The sequence below is a fragment of the Caldichromatium japonicum genome, from assembly GCF_011290485.1.
In the GTDB taxonomy this organism is placed as follows: domain Bacteria; phylum Pseudomonadota; class Gammaproteobacteria; order Chromatiales; family Chromatiaceae; genus Thermochromatium; species Thermochromatium japonicum.
Map to the genome: position 1 here is coordinate 2,472,544 of NZ_CP048029.1, position 14,949 is coordinate 2,487,492.

General features: G+C 61.5%; 9 protein-coding genes and 1 pseudogene. 6 read left to right on the plus strand and 4 right to left on the minus strand.

The features are described from left to right. The first annotated feature begins 1 nt into the window (after position 1). The 5 genes and pseudogenes from xseA (at position 2) to GWK36_RS12080 (ending at position 7,038) form a co-directional block, all read left to right on the plus strand. A pseudogene (gene xseA, locus GWK36_RS16140) lies at positions 2-1,356 on the plus strand (exodeoxyribonuclease VII large subunit). A gap of 217 nt (positions 1,357-1,573) precedes the next feature. Continuing rightward, the gene (locus GWK36_RS12065) at positions 1,574-3,517 is read left to right on the plus strand and encodes an ATP-binding cassette domain-containing protein (protein WP_166271427.1); all 1,944 of its coding nucleotides are present in this window, start codon (positions 1,574-1,576) and stop codon (positions 3,515-3,517) included. Positions 3,518-3,543: 26 nt separating this feature from the next. Next, entirely contained in the window at positions 3,544-4,077 is a 534-nt protein-coding gene (locus GWK36_RS12070; protein WP_166271429.1) for a DUF2939 domain-containing protein, read from the plus strand. A 25-nt stretch (positions 4,078-4,102) separates the two neighbouring features. Further along, a complete protein-coding gene (locus tag GWK36_RS12075) occupies positions 4,103-4,396 on the plus strand; it encodes a hypothetical protein (RefSeq protein WP_166271431.1) in 294 nt (97 codons plus the stop codon). Positions 4,397-4,530: 134 nt separating this feature from the next. Beyond that, positions 4,531-7,038: a glycogen/starch/alpha-glucan phosphorylase gene (locus tag GWK36_RS12080; RefSeq protein ID WP_166271432.1), complete on the plus strand. Its 2,508-nt coding sequence runs from the start codon at positions 4,531-4,533 to the stop codon at positions 7,036-7,038. On the opposite strand, the gene GWK36_RS12085 is transcribed toward GWK36_RS12080, so the two are convergent. From GWK36_RS12085 to GWK36_RS12095, 3 genes are all read right to left on the minus strand, one after another. Then, positions 7,019-7,972, minus strand: coding sequence for a 2-dehydropantoate 2-reductase (locus GWK36_RS12085; protein WP_166271433.1), 954 nt, complete (start codon positions 7,970-7,972; stop codon positions 7,019-7,021). The genes GWK36_RS12080 and GWK36_RS12085 overlap by 20 nt on opposite strands. A 116-nt stretch (positions 7,973-8,088) precedes the next feature. After that, complete coding sequence (locus GWK36_RS12090; RefSeq protein WP_166271434.1) at positions 8,089-8,571, minus strand: Hsp20/alpha crystallin family protein; 483 nt, start codon at positions 8,569-8,571, stop codon at positions 8,089-8,091. Positions 8,572-8,725: 154 nt separating this feature from the next. Then, positions 8,726-9,913 (minus strand): glycosyltransferase, encoded by a 1,188-nt coding sequence (locus GWK36_RS12095; RefSeq protein WP_166271435.1) that lies wholly within the window; start codon positions 9,911-9,913, stop codon positions 8,726-8,728. A 195-nt stretch (positions 9,914-10,108) separates the two neighbouring features. Here GWK36_RS12095 and GWK36_RS12100 point away from each other — a divergent pair, with 195 nt between their 5' ends. Then, positions 10,109-12,694 (plus strand): trypsin-like serine protease, encoded by a 2,586-nt coding sequence (locus GWK36_RS12100; RefSeq protein WP_166271436.1) that lies wholly within the window; start codon positions 10,109-10,111, stop codon positions 12,692-12,694. A 617-nt stretch (positions 12,695-13,311) separates the two neighbouring features. On the opposite strand, the gene GWK36_RS12105 is transcribed toward GWK36_RS12100, so the two are convergent. Continuing rightward, on the minus strand, positions 13,312-14,940 hold the full coding sequence (locus tag GWK36_RS12105) for a hypothetical protein (RefSeq protein ID WP_166271437.1): 1,629 nt from the start codon (positions 14,938-14,940) through the stop codon (positions 13,312-13,314). Between the last annotated feature and the right edge of the window lie 9 nt (positions 14,941-14,949).

The window sequence follows — 14,949 nt, forward strand, 5'->3', positions numbered from 1 at the left end:
CATCGAACGCGCTCCCTATACCGTCTCGCGCCTGATCGGCGAAGCGCGCACCCTCATCGAGACCGGCCCGCCCTTTCTGGTCTGGGTGCGCGGTGAGATCTCCAACATCTCGTCCCCGAGCTCAGGCCATCTATATTTCACCCTCAAGGATGATACCGCCCAGGTACGCTGCGCCCTCTTTCGCCCGGCCAGGCTCTTGCTCTCCTTCGCTCCGCAAAACGGCCAGCAGGTCCTGGCGCGGGCGCGGGTGACCCTCTATGAACCGCGCGGTGAGTTCCAACTAAGGGTCGAATATCTCGAACCAGACGGCGAGGGGGCCTTGCGCCTGACCTTTGAGAGGCTGAAACAACGGCTGGCCGCCGAGGGTCTATTCGATCAGGCGCACAAGTGCCCACTGCCCCGCTTCCCGCGTCAGGTCGGTCTCATCACCTCGCCGACCGACGCAGCGGTGCGCGATGCGATCTCATCACCGTCTTTAAACGCCGCTTCCCTGCGCTGCCTCTGGTGATCTATCCGGCATTGGTCCAAGGGGAGGAAGCACCTGGCTCGCTGATCCAGGCACTGGAACTGGCCAATAAGCAGGCTGAATGCGATGTCCTGATCCTGGTGCGTGGCGGCGGTTCAGCAGAGGATCTCGCGGCATTCAACGATGAGGGACTGGCGCGCGCCATCCGCGCCTCAGCGATCCCCGTGGTGACCGGGATCGGGCATGAGATCGACCTGTCCATCGCCGATCTCGCCGCCGACTGGCGCGCCCCTACCCCTTCGGCGGCTGCCGAGCGAGTCGCGCCCTCAGCCGCCGAGCTTACCGCGCGTCTCACCGGGATCGCCGAACGCCTGACCCTGGCCCAAGGCCGTCGCCTAGATATCGCCCGGCATCGCCTGGAGGGTGCCGGCCGCCAACTACGCCTGCTCCATCCCGTCGCCCATCTACGTCAATGGGCACAACGCCTGGGTCGCCTGGGGCTTGGGCTGCTGACCCAGGCGCACACTCAGCTTGCCGGCGCTCGGGGGCGGCTGCGCCTGCTCGCGATGCGCCTGGCGCATCTTTCGCCGGCACCTGGGCTGGCGAACCGGCGCCTGCACCTCGATGTCTTGAGCCAGCGTTTACAGTACGCCCAGCAAGGGCTCATTCAGACCCAGTGCGCCCGACTGGCCCAGGCTGCCACTGCCCTCGACACCGTCAGTCCCCTCAAGACCCTCGAACGCGTCTATGCCATCGTCGAGCGTCTGGCGGATGGTCGATGGGTGCGCGATCCCCAGACGCTCAGTCCAGGCAAGCGATTGCTGATTCGGATGGCAGGCGGGGCTGTCGAGGCTGAGGTCCTCGGCAGCACAGGACCATGTCTAGGATGACAAGAGGATACTTGACCGCCGCTCGATGCAGCGCAGCGCCCAAGGCTGGTATCCAGTTGCTTGCATGGACGGAGTGCCGTTTCGCCCTTCGCTGCAATGACCTTAGCGGAATCAGTCAGCACATCCTGCGCCCTGTTTCCAGCTGATGGCGGTATGCTATCGCGCATCTATTATGATCGATTCACCCTGTGTATCCGGCGCGGGGATCGCGCGTTCCATGCTTCAGTTCAAAGATCTCGCATTCAGCCGCGGCCCCCACCGCTTGGTCGAAGGGGTCAGCTTGAATCTTTATCCAGGCCAAAAGGTGGGACTGGTCGGGGCCAACGGCTGCGGCAAGTCGAGCTTGCTGGCCCTGTTATGCGGCGAGCTGCATCCCGATCGCGGCAAGGTCATCCTCCCGCCGACCTGGGAGGTGGCCCATGTCGCCCAGCACACCCCCGACAACGACCAGACAGCGCTCGAGTGTGTGCTGGATGGCGACCAGCGTCTGCGTCGGCTGCAGGCGGCCCTGGCTGAGGCGCAGGCACACAACGATGGCCTGCGGGTGGCCGAGCTGCATGGACAGCTCGAGGCCATCGGCGCCTATGAGGCTGCAAGCCGCGCCGCCTGTCTTTTACACGGCCTAGGGTTTGCGCCCGGCGATGAACAACATCCGGTTAAAAGCTATTCGGGCGGCTGGCGGCAGCGTCTGGCCTTGGCGCGCACCCTGATGGCCCGCTCAGACCTGTTGCTGTTGGATGAGCCGACCAATCACCTGGATCTGGACGCGGTTATCTGGCTAGAAGGTTGGCTGAAGTCTTATCCCGGTACCCTGATCCTGGTATCGCATGACCGTGATTTTTTGGATGCGGTGGTGGATCAGATCCTGCACCTGGATCAACAGCGTCTGACCCTGTATCCAGGCAACTATTCGGCCTTCGAGCGTATTCGTACTGAGCGCCTTGCGCAACAGCAAGCGGCCTACCGTCAACAGCAACGCGAGATCGCGCGGGTGCAAGGCTTCATCACGCGTTTCCGTGCCAAGGCGACCAAGGCGCGCCAGGTGCAGAGCCGTCTCAAGGCCCTGGAGCGCCTGACGTCGATCGCCCCCGCCCATGTCGATTCGCCCTTCCGCTTTGAATTTGCGCCGCCTGCTGCCCTACCCAATCCATTGTTGCGCCTTGAGCAGGCAACAATCGGTTATCCCGGGCGTATGGTGTTGCAAGGGGTCGGACTCAGCTTGGCCCCCGGAGAGCGGATCGGTCTCCTAGGACGCAATGGGGCCGGTAAATCCACCCTGATCAAGGCCCTGGCAGGCGTTCTGCCGGTGCAGTCAGGCCGGCGTATCTGTGCCCAGGGGCTCGCCATCGGTTATTTTGCTCAGCATCAGCTCGATCAGCTCGACCCAGATCACAGTCCGCTCGACCATCTGCGCCGGATCGATCTGCAGGCAACCGAACAGCAGCTCCGTGACTATCTGGGCGGCTTCGGCTTTGGCGGCGAGCGCGCCCTGGTGCCGGTCGCACCCTTCTCGGGCGGCGAACGGGCGCGCCTGGTGCTGGCGCTGATCATCCGGCAGCGGCCCAATCTGTTGCTGTTAGACGAGCCGACCAATCATTTGGATCTGGAGATGCGCGAGGCCCTGGCCGAGGCGTTACAGGGATTCGAGGGGGCGCTGGTGACAGTCTCGCATGACCGGCATCTATTGCGCCTGGTATGCGATGCGCTGTGGCTAGTCAATGACAGACGGGTTGAGCCCTTCGCCGGCGATCTCGATGATTATGCCGATTGGCTGGCCAAACGTGATGCCGCGCATAGCCCAATCCGTCCCGCTGCTCATCAACGCCGCGAGCAACGCCGCCAGGCCGCGGCCATGCGTCAGGCATTGCAGCCGCTGCGCAACCGTGAGAGGACCTTGGAGCAACGTCTCGCTGTCCTCAATGAACGCCGGCTCGCCCTGGAGCGCAAGCTGGCGGCATCCGAGCTCTACGAACCGGCGGCCAAGGGATTACTTTTGGCGCATCTTGCCGAACAGCGCCAGCTCCAGGCCGAGATTGCTGAGACCGAGGCCGACTGGTTGGCGGTCTGCGAGGCGATCGAGCAGCTTCAGGGCGATGCAGATGCGGCCCGCGCCGATCCAGGGTCAGACACGCCTAGGATTGATATTGCCGCACCGGAATGAATGGCCATCAGGTTCGATGGGGCCAGATGCGTCTGTGCCTGTGTTGGGAAAAACCGCCCAAGGGCATCTCCTGGCGCTCGGTAGGTCGAATCCTGGGTGTTATCCTGAGCATTCTCATGCTCTGCACCCTGCTTTATGGTGTCTGGCCCTATCTCACGCTCTGGCGCTTGGAACGCGCCGCCCACCAGGATGATTGGGAGACGCTCGCTGAGCTCGTCGATCTCGGACGGGTACGCGCCGAGATCCAGGCGCGTCTGAACAAAGACCAGGCCAGCGTCATCGGTGCGGTCTCGGACGGGTTCATCGCTTGGATCGAGACGGGGATTCACAAGTACGGGCGCGAGGCAATCCCGTCCTTGGTGACGCTGAGCTGGGTGCGGGATCAGTTCGCCCGCATCCCTGACCATGCGCTAGGGCTATGGGTTGCCATCTCAGGGGTCTTTTTTGCCGCGCCCGATGATCTCAGGCTCCAGATCGAGCGGGCACCGGCTGCGGGCCCATTGTTTATCAGACTCGAGCGCCAGGGTTTAAGTTGGCGTACCACCATGATTTATGATTGAACAGATTTATGATTGAACACGTGCCATGAGCCTCCAACACAAGGCCTCGCTGCGAGCACGCCGGGTGGTGGCCTCATTGCTGGTTCCCAGCGATGCGCCCTTCAAGGATTATCTCAAGGCCACCGACTATTGCACCGCGATCATGCTCTATACCGACCGCCCGGCGGACTATGAATATATGGTCCAATGGCGTGCCGCCTTCGCTGCCTTGATGGTAGCAGGACCCGAAGAGCGACAGCGCCTGCTCAAACGCCTGCGCGAGGACTTCAAGCAAGGTCACTCGCCATTGCCGAGCCTCATGCCCGATGATTCACCCTGACTGTGCATGACCCAGAGGCCAGTTCATTACGAACCCACCGCCAAGGATCATGAACGCCTCTCCTCCCCTGGTTAAGGGGCACCTAGAGGGCGCATGCTGCACGGTAATCCCTTTGACGAACTCAGGAACATCGCATGTCATCACCGACCAGACCGACCCGCAACTGTCCCAATGATGCAACCTTTGATCTGCCGCCTTTATCGCTGGCACCCGAGGGGATCGCCGGGGATTTCAAGCATTATTATGTCCATACCCTGGGGCGAGATCGCGATTGCCATTCAGATTACTATGCCTATCAGGCATTGGCGGCGACCCTGCGCGACCGCCTGATGGAACGCTGGAGGGCGACCCGCCAGGCATACGATGAGGCGCGCTGCCGCCGCGCCTATTACTTGTCTCTCGAGTTTCTGATGGGACGGATCCTGGGGAACAGCCTGCTCAATCTGGGCATCGAGGAGACGGCGGCCCAGGGCTTGGAGCACCTGGGGCTGGCGATCGAGGAGATGGCAGCGGTCGAGCCCGACCCGGGTCTGGGCAATGGCGGCCTGGGACGGCTGGCCGCGTGTTTTTTGGATTCATGCGCTACCCTCCAGCTTCCGGTCCGCGGCTATGGGCTGCGCTATGAATACGGGATGTTTCGCCAGGTCATCGACAATGGGCACCAGGTGGAGGAGCCCGATCATTGGCTGCGCGACGGCAATCCCTGGGAGCTGGAGCGGCCCGAGTTTACCCAGCGCATTCAATTCGGTGGGCGTACCCAAACCCATCGCGATCCACAGGGGCGCATCCGCGTGAGCTGGGTCGATACCCATGACGTGCTCGCCGTTCCCTATGACATCCCAGTTCCTGGTTATCGCAACGATACCGTGAATACCCTGCGCCTGTGGAAGGCGGCGGCGACCGACGAGTTCGATCTCGACGAGTTCAATGCGGGGAGCTATCCGGAGTCGGTCGCGCAAAAAAACGCCGCCGAGCATATCACCATGGTGCTCTATCCCAACGACGCGAGCGAAAACGGCAAGGAGCTACGCCTGCGCCAGCAATACTTACTAGCCAGCGCCAGCCTCAAAGACGTCCTGCGCGACTGGGTACGGCTGCACGGTCAAGACTTCAGCCGCTTTGCCGAACTGAACTGTTTCCAACTCAATGACACCCACCCGGCGGTGGCGGTGGCCGAACTGATGCGCCTGCTCATGGACGAGCATGGCCTGGAATGGGATGAGGCCTGGGCAATCAGCCGCCAGACCATGGCCTATACCAATCACACCCTCTTGCCCGAGGCCCTGGAGCGCTGGCCGGTGCGGATGTTCCGCCAGCTCTTGCCGCGCCTCTTGGAGATCATCTTCGAGATCAATGCCCGCTTTTTGGCCGAGGTAACACTGCGCTGGCCAGGCGATGTCGACCGGCTGCGGCGGATGTCCTTGATCGAAGAGGGTCATGAACAGCAGGTGCGCATGGCCTATCTGGCGATCGTCGGCAGCTTCTCGGTTAATGGCGTCGCCGAGCTCCATTCCAAGCTCTTGCGCGAGGGCCTGTTTCGCGATTTCTATGAGTTTTGGCCGGAGCGGTTCAATAATAAAACCAATGGGGTCACGCCTCGCCGCTGGCTGGCGATGTGTAATCCCGGCCTGCGCGAGCTGCTCAACGAGACACTCGGCGATGCCTGGGTCTGCGACCTCGAACAGCTCGGGCGCCTTATCCCCTATGCCGATGACAGTGCCTTCCGCGACCGCTGGCAGGTGATCAAAGGGGCCAATAAGGCGCGGCTCGCAGACCATATCAAGGAGCTGTGCGGGATCAGCTTTCCGCCCGATGCCATGTTCGATGTCCAGGTCAAACGGATCCATGAATACAAACGCCAGCTCCTCAATGTCCTGCATATCATCCATCTCTATCGCCGCATCAAACAGGGCGAGACCGCTGACTGGACCCCGCGCTGCGTGCTCTTCGGCGGCAAGGCAGCGCCCGGCTATTTCATGGCCAAGCTGATCATCAAGTTGATCAACAATGTCGCGCGGGTGGTCAACACGGACCCCGCCACTGCCGAACTGCTGCGCGTGGCCTTCGTACCCGATTATCGGGTCTCTCTGATGGAGATCATCGCCCCCGGCACAGATCTGTCGGAGCAGATCTCGACCGCAGGCAAGGAGGCCTCGGGGACGGGGAATATGAAGTTCATGATGAACGGCGCCGTGACCATCGGCACCCTCGACGGCGCCAATATAGAGATCCGCGAACAGGTGGGAGACGACAATTTCTTCCTGTTCGGCTTGACCGCTGCCGGGGTGGAATCCCTACGCGGTCACTACAACCCCAATGGGCTGATCGCCAGCGACCCAGCACTGCGCGAGGTCATGAACCTGCTCGAGTCCGGTCATTTCAATCGGTTTGAACCCGGCATCTTTGATCCGATCATCCACTCGATCCGCAATCCACACGATCCTTGGATGACGGCGGCCGATTTTAGGAGCTATATCGAGGCCCAGGAGCGTGCCGCCTCTGCCTATCGCGATCACGAGCGCTGGGTGCGGATGAGCATCCTCAATACGGCGCACAGCGGGCGCTTCTCCTCGGATCGCACCATCCTCGACTATAACCGCGACATCTGGCGCTTAGAACATATCAGGCCACAGCGGCGCTGATCGAGGTGCGACGCGCGCGGTCGCGGATGCTGAGAAGATCTGCCAGGGTCTCAACCGCCGGCATCCGCACACCCCGCCTGGCCGCCTCGCGCAAGGGGCGGCGATAGAGATATTCGATCTCGAGGGGGCGGCCGGCAAGGAAATCTAACCGCATGCTTGGATCATAGGGGACCATGCGCGCGGTCGCCTCGAGCAGCCGGGGGATAAAGCCAGGTTCAAAAGGGACACCGCAGGCCGAGGCCGCCGCTGCCACCTCTTGCATCAGGCGGTCGGCCAGGGCGCGCGCCTCGGGGTCAAACATGATGCCCGCCGTATGGCAATCGAGCAGGACGGACAACCCGTTGAATGGGATATTCCAGGCCAGCTTGCGCCAGCGCGCCGCAAGCAGCGACTCCTGAACATCCGTCTCGATCCCGCCGGCGGCGAAGGCGGCTTGAAGGGCAGGGATACATGCCTGGGCGCGCGCATCCGCAGGCGCCAGGGTGATCCGCCCATAATCGAGATGCCGGATATGGCCAGGGCCGATCTTGTGGGCGCATAAAAAACACAGCCCGGCGATCACCACCGCCTGCGGAAAGGTCGCTGCTAATTCTTCCTCAAGGGTCAGGCCGTTTTGCAGATTGAGGATGACCGTTCCTTCATGGATCAGGGGTCTGAGCAACTCAGGGAGACGGTCATTCTCAGTGGTCTTGAGCGCAATACAGACCACGTCGCTCGTAGGTATTGGATCAGTCGCGGCATAGACATCGACCGGCCGATGATGTCGATCGCCGAGCGGGGATTCAATCCGCAGACCATGCGTCCGAATCCAAGCGACATCGCTGCGGGCAATAAAGCGCACGATGGCGCCCCCCACCAGCAATCTCGACCCATAGAAACCGCCCACGGCACCGGTGCCGAGGATGGTGAAGCTAAGCCTGTGTCCATTGACCATCGGACGCTGATGTCACCCGAATCGGATTGCCAGGGATATGGCATTGTAACTTGTAATCAAAGATAAGGCCGGCATACCGCCGGCCCCGTAGCCTACTCTCTAGGGCGTCAGCGCCCTCATTTGACCTCGATCTTCCGGCGCTCGGTCTTTTGCACCTTGGGGAGATGGATCTCGAGCACGCCGTTCTTGAACTCAGCGCTGGCCTGATCAAAGGCGACCTCGACCGGCAGACGGATGCTCCGGCTAAAGCTGCCGCGGGCGATCTCGGCATGGAAAAAAGCGCCCTCTTCCTTGGTCTCTTCGAATTTACGCTCGCCTTTGATGGTCAACAGATCCCCTGCAAGCTCCACCTCAAGGTTTTCGCGTTCGACCCCCGGCACCTCGGCCCGCACCAGAAGCTCGCCCTCACGATCGACGACATCGATGCGCGGACGGATCTCGAGACCCTGGTCGAAGCGTACCCATTCCGGCCAGAGATCGCGAAATGGATGGCCCCAGGTGCGTTGGAGCAGGCTGTTGAACAACCGGTCCATCTCATCGAACAAGGCAGGTTCACGGCGCGGTACGGATTCAGCCAGATCGGTGCGTTTGAACTTCATGGCCTAGACCTCCATTGGCTCAATCCCCAGTGTACTGGTCGATCTGCCGAGAATGATAGAACAGACCGGTCGTTTTTCAAGGGCGAGCAACAGGAAAAATTTCTTTTAAAATCATGCTACTAGGCGTCTGACCCAGGATGGGATCCCAGCCGGATCAATGGTCTGCGTGACGGCGGGAGAGGATTGACGACGCAGCCAGCCTGTCTAGGACCTCTAGATAGGCGCGGGTGCTCTCGAGCCAGTCATACTCGGCCACGGCAGCGCGCAACACGGCAGCCGGCAAGGGGCGATCCAGGGTCTGGCCCATCGCCTCGGCCAGGGCATTCGCATCCCCGATTGGCACCAAGGGGCCATAGCGCCCGTTTGCCAGGATCTCGGCAGGACCGCTCGGACAATCAGTCGAGACCGCCGGCACACCCAGGGCCAGAGCCTCGGTGAGCACATTCGGCGATCCCTCCCAACGGGAGGAGAGGACGAAGAGCGCCGCGCGCACCAAATAAGCAGGAAGATCGGGGCGAAAACCGACCAGTGTCACTACATCGCCCAGGCCAAGCTTAGCGATCAATGACTCGAGTGCCTTGCGCCCACCGCCCTCCCCCAGGATCATCAGCCGACAGTCGCGCGCTCGGCGCACCTGAGCAAAGGCACGGATCAGGGTCGGAAAGTCCTTTTGCGCTTGTAGGCGCCCGGCCCCCAGGATCACCGGCGGCTGCCCCGGCTCCAGCCAGGGGTGCGGGCAGGGACCGGCAGCCAGGGCATGGAGTGCCGGGGTGATGACTGGATTGCGGATGACCTGGATGCGCGCCGGTTCCAGGCGGACAAGCCGGGCCGTATCTTCAGCGACACCTCTGGAAACAGTGACGATGCGCTCGATGTCCGGATAGAGCCAACGGATCGGCTGGAGACGCAGCCAGCGCGCGATCGGGCTGCGCCCTGCCAAGGATGCGGAGAGATTGGTCCCCAAACGCAGTGCGATCGGCACCTGGACCCCGCTCAAGGACCGAGCCAGGACCGCCGCCTGACCAGCGCGATCCTTGATCGCAAGCAAGGCCCGCGGGCGGTGTGCGCGCAGATACCGGGCGAGCTCAGAGATGGCCCAAAGGGTATGGGGGGTACGCAGATCGATCCGCCGAATGCCCACAGGGAGATCTGCGAGATGGGGACCGTCCGCGCGCACCAAAAGCAAATCGACCTGCTCGCCCAAGGCGACGAAACCGCGCAGCAGATGGATCAGCATCCGCTCGACCCCGCCGGCGCCCGAGAACGATGCAAACACCGCGAGCGGACGGCGGCGCAGCGAGCCAGGGACATCTACAAAAGGCTTGTTGTCTGTTTCCAACATGTCGCGGCGATTGGCAAGATGCGCTATGCTTTTTCATTCGAGACATCAGGGTGATGGATGGCGCGCTCACCTGCACGCGCGAGCGGAGGCTGAAGCTGCATCGCGCAACGATGGGCGCCCCGCTGGCTGGATAGCATGCTGGCACCCCAGCGCCCTTTCTCTTCATCAAGACCCTAACGTTAGAGGAGTCTCGCAATGGACACAAACCGCTTGACTGGGCGATTGGCGCCGATCATTTTGCTGGTCGTCTCGGGAGCCGCGCCGGCGGTCGAGGTCTTCACCCAGCCGGCTGCGCTCCACCCTGCTCAGGCCACTGCCACCGCGCCTGAGTTCAGCGCGCAAACGCTCACCCAGCGGCTAGGACGCCTCCCCTCCACCCCCATCACCACCCTGAGCCTGACCGACCAGGAACGCGAGCGCATCGCTCAAGACATGGCCGCAGCAGGGGCTGGAGCTGCCAAACCCTTCAAGATCGGCGCGGTCAAGCCTATCGCCATCCAGGTCGATCTCAAGCCCATCGATGTCGGGGCCATGACCGATCAAACCTATGCATTCGCTGGCGGTCTGGTGCGGTGCATCGATGGACAGCTTCATTGGGCGATTCGTCTTGATACCGCTAAATCCGCCGGAACCCGCCTGCTGTTGGAGAATATTCAGCTCCCGCCGGACGCCAAGATCCATGTCTATAACGATGCCGGCGACCTCCACACCTACACCAATCCCGGCCCGCGCCTGTGGACCCATACCCTGACCGGCAATGAGCTCTATATCCAGGTCGAGGTCCCCGAGGCGCAATCAGACGATGTCCGCTTCACCATCGCCTCGGCCATGCTGCGTCATCCCCTGCCGCCCGAGCTCTGTCCCAACAACGCCCCCTGTGTGAAGGATGCCTCCTGTTTCAATCCGATCGACTGGCCCGAGATCGACAAGGCGCGCAAGGCGGTGGCCTCGATCAATTTCATCGAGGACGGCTGGGGCTATGCCTGTAGCGGTGGGCTGATCGCCGACACCGACCCTAACAGCAGCATCCCCTATTTCCTGACCGCCAACCATTGCATCAATGACCCGGATACAGCCGCGACAGTCGAGACCTGGTTCGACTATCGCACCCCAAGCTGTCAGAGCGGCTGTCAGCCGGTCCCAGCGGGCACCTTCACCACCCTGGGCACCACCCTGCTGCGCAACTCGGCGGTCGATGACCACAGCCTCTTGATCCTCGATGAGCCGCCCCCCCAGGATGCCTGGTATCTGGGCTGGAGCAGCAACCCGGTGGCCTGGTCTGCCGGTGCGACCCTGTTTCGCATCAGCCATCCGCTGGGTGCCCCCCAGGCCTTTTCGACCCATCAAGTGGATGCGGGAGCCGATCCGGTCAGGTATTGCGGCGTGACCTACCTGCCGCGCGGCACCTATATCTTCACCCGCAATGCCATCGGCGCCACCGAGCCGGCCAGCAGCGGTGCGCCGCTCATCAGCGCCTCCGGTCAGGTCGTGGGGCAGCTGTCGGGGATCTGCGGCTTCAATATCGATGACCCCTGCGATGGGGTGAGCAACCTCAACGTCGATGGCGCCTTCGCCAATTATTATCACCGCTTGCAGCCCTGGCTCGATCCAGATACCCAAAACCTGCCGCTCAGCATCCACAAGCTCGGCGGTGGCGGCGGGCGGGTCACGGCGATCCAAGTCGTTGCACCCGACCAGGGGCCGCCTGCCGAGCCGCCTATACCCCCTGAGGGTCCGGTCGAATCCCAACCCGAATGGCCCTGGCAGGCCCATATCCGGGTCAGCACCTGGAAACTGAACGGCGATTGGACCTGCGGCGGGTCGGTGATCCATCCCAATTGGGTGCTGACCGCGGCGCATTGTGTGGTCGATGATAGCGATGATCGATTCAACACGATTGTCACCGTCGCCGCCTCGGCGATCGAGGTGCGCACCGGCTCCAGCCGCCCCGATTGCGGTGGGCAGCTCTCCAGGGTCAAGCGGGTGATTCGGCATCCCAACTTTGACCCAGCCACCGGCAATAACGACATCGCCCTGCTCGAACTCAAGGAACCGACCTGGGCGCAACCGATTCGCCCCGTTACCTGCGAGGGCGAAGCACGCCTGGCCTGTATCGGCACCCAGGGTCGGATCACCGGCTGGGGGACGGAGGAACAATGCACGACCGATGGCTATCCGCTCACCGCGCTTACCAGCCAACAGGCCCAGATCGCCAGTCCCGACCAATGCCGCAGCTATGAAGAAAATAGTGGGCTGCGGGTTAACGGCAACATGATCTGCGCCCGACAGGATACGCCCCAGCGGGCCTGTCTGCTCAAGGATGGCAGCCCGCTGGTGGTCAGTAATGAGCGCGGCGGTTTTGTTCAGGCAGGCATCCTCAGCTGGTCGAACCTAGCCCGGGGTCAACTGATCAACCGCCGCACCGACCCGCGCGATCCACCTGATCGCAGTCAGGACTGCACCACTGCACCGGCGTATGCAGTCTATACGCGGCTGGCCAACTATGTCGATTGGCTGGAACAGACGACTAAACTGGATTTCAGTTCGGATACAGGTGCAGGTGTGATCGATTGCGGCGCCACCTGCATCGCCCAATATGCCCAGGGTAGCCGGGTGACCCTGGCCGCCCAGCCGGATCATGGCTCATTCTTCGACGGCTGGCAGGGCGCCTGTAGCAGCAAGGAACCGACCTGTGAGGTCAGCATGACCCAGGCCCAACGCGTCAAGGCGATCTTTCGGCCCAAACAGCCGCGTTCGCTGTGCGTAGCCTGTAGCCCCTGAAGCCCCCTCGGCGGGCGCCACCTCCCTCCCCTTGCTCAAGGGGTTGCCCCCTTCTTCCGGTCGGAAGAAGGGGGCGTCCGTGTCAAGTCAAGGGCAAACGACCTCCTTTTCCCCGGCCTTCACCCTTTAACTGTCCCCCGCAGACCTTTCCCCCCGTGTCGCCCCTCAGCGGGCCATTGTAGTTAAGCGCGAAGTGAAGCCAGGGCAGGCGGCGATTCGATTTGCGAGCTGGCGTCGGCAGCCATTGGCGCAGGGTGCGGAAGAGGCGCCCAGCTTGTCCGAGCTTAGCAAGTTGTGGGCGCCCCCCAAGCCCATTCGCCCCCGCCCGCGAACCATGAGCCGCACGCCCTGCCGCTTCCCTGCCGCTTCTCTGTCAGCTTCATTGGTTTCGGGCCAATAACCCCGCTACGCCCTTTACAAGGGGACGCAGACCACTGATGGGGCTTTAGCAGGCCCCTTGCGACCACTTGCGACCATCAGCCGCCTTATCTTAGGTCTGCCCTGCGCCTGGCTTACGGCTGTAGATGATGGCATGCAGCCGCGCCTCTAGGTCCTTCCTTAAATAAAGGATCGCCCCTAGAGGGGGCGATCTGCGGCCGCTCGCGGCGGTATCCTGCCTATTGATAGGGGTTGGGCCGTTTCAAGAAGTCATCATAGGCATCGGAGTCGATGGTGCTGGGCGGCAATTGGGTACCATGCCAGGTGAGGTTGTAGGGGCTGGTATAGGCATTCGTCGGCACCTCGACCTCACCGCCATATTGGCTGCAACTACAGCGGGCCGAGACCTGGTAGGTCTGGCACGCCACCGTGCCTTCCCCACCCCCATCCACAGTACAGTTTGTCGGATATTTCGGTCTGCCGTTTAATCCATCCGCCACAAAGCAGCCAGGATCCACACCTGGGATACAGCCGACCATCTTATTTGTACACTCTAATCCAAGCTGTTTGCATTGATTAGAATCCCCTTCGATGGGGATGTAACAGTTCAATTCACCCCCATCACATTGGCAAGCATCGGCAAAGCCGCTCGGTTCGATTTTAGAGATGAACCGATAATTCAGACAAATCGCGGTAAAGAGCCGTTTATGGTTGACCTTCATTAAATAATATCCCGGATCACGCAGACCGATGCGATAAACGGCGTTTGGATCATTGGTGGTATCCGTATTGATCGAAAAGAGCGGGCGCAGGTTTTCACGTGGCTCGCCCGCCTCCCAGCGATTAGCCGTCGCCTGATCATACAGCTCAATCGACCAATTGCCTGGACCGCAGGCCTCGCGCTCGCAGAAGCTGAGGGTGGCGATCTCATTGCCATTGCTCTTATAGACAAACCAGTCGTTCTCCCCTTGGCCCCAGACGGCCTTGTCTTGGTTACCATCCGTAGTAGGGTTAGGGATAGGTGTATTAAAAGTCAGGCTGATCAGGCCATACATGGTCACACCCGTCGCCAAGGGATTGGCACGGCTGGGTGTGTCGTTTGGCTCGATCTCGGCGTCATAAAAGCCAACGATGGGTTGCTTGCCGGGGAGCGGGGAATCCTGAACGACGACGGCCACTGAATAGGGATAGGCCGTCACATACTGACACGATTGACCGCACAAGGTGGGGTCATTGACCGGCCTGATAACAACATAGTAAGTCCCCGCCAATCCGGCGGTGACGCTATAGGTCATCGAATAGAAGGTCTCACGATCCCGGTCATAGGAATCGATGGCACCGGTGATATTGGTGTTATAGTTGGCAAAGACATTGCCCGCCGCATCGCGTATCGAGATATTCCACACTGCCGGCTTGCCCTGCTGTAGATCGACATTGGAGAGCCAGGCCGGGACCGAAAAGGTGACCAGGATGTTTTGATTGGCGACGGTGGTTTGGGTGTAATACCAGTCCTGGTCAGAAAGGCTATAGAGCTGACCCCAGAAATTGGTGCCCTGGACGAGTGAGTCAGCCGATAGGAAGTTATCATTCGGTTCGGTCTCGCCGAAGGTCGCGGCCGGGATCACTGAGGCCAGGGTGACCCCAAACTGCAGAGGCTCAGCCACACATTGTCGGACCCCAAAGTCATGCCCTGCCTGATGGCCGAGGTTCCAGCCGTTTGCCTGACCCGCGGCATAGCCTTGGGCATAACTGGTCTCGCGATCGCTTTTACAATAATCGGCCGCTGGATTTGTACCGAGCGAAGCGGCTATTGCCGCAAAGGGCAATAGGCAAGCCAGACCAACTGTCCATTGCAATCGAGTGTTCATCAAAACCTC

Coding starts and splice junctions, on each gene's coding strand:
- GWK36_RS12065 (WP_166271427.1), top strand. CDS start 1,574: ATGCTTCAGTTCAAAGATCTCGCATTCAGCCGCGGCCCCCACCGCTTG.
- GWK36_RS12070 (WP_166271429.1), top strand. CDS start 3,544: ATGCGTCTGTGCCTGTGTTGGGAAAAACCGCCCAAGGGCATCTCCTGG.
- GWK36_RS12075 (WP_166271431.1), top strand. CDS start 4,103: ATGAGCCTCCAACACAAGGCCTCGCTGCGAGCACGCCGGGTGGTGGCC.
- GWK36_RS12080 (WP_166271432.1), top strand. CDS start 4,531: ATGTCATCACCGACCAGACCGACCCGCAACTGTCCCAATGATGCAACC.
- GWK36_RS12085 (WP_166271433.1), bottom strand. CDS start 7,972: ATGGTCAATGGACACAGGCTTAGCTTCACCATCCTCGGCACCGGTGCC.
- GWK36_RS12090 (WP_166271434.1), bottom strand. CDS start 8,571: ATGAAGTTCAAACGCACCGATCTGGCTGAATCCGTACCGCGCCGTGAA.
- GWK36_RS12095 (WP_166271435.1), bottom strand. CDS start 9,913: ATGTTGGAAACAGACAACAAGCCTTTTGTAGATGTCCCTGGCTCGCTG.
- GWK36_RS12100 (WP_166271436.1), top strand. CDS start 10,109: ATGGACACAAACCGCTTGACTGGGCGATTGGCGCCGATCATTTTGCTG.
- GWK36_RS12105 (WP_166271437.1), bottom strand. CDS start 14,940: ATGAACACTCGATTGCAATGGACAGTTGGTCTGGCTTGCCTATTGCCC.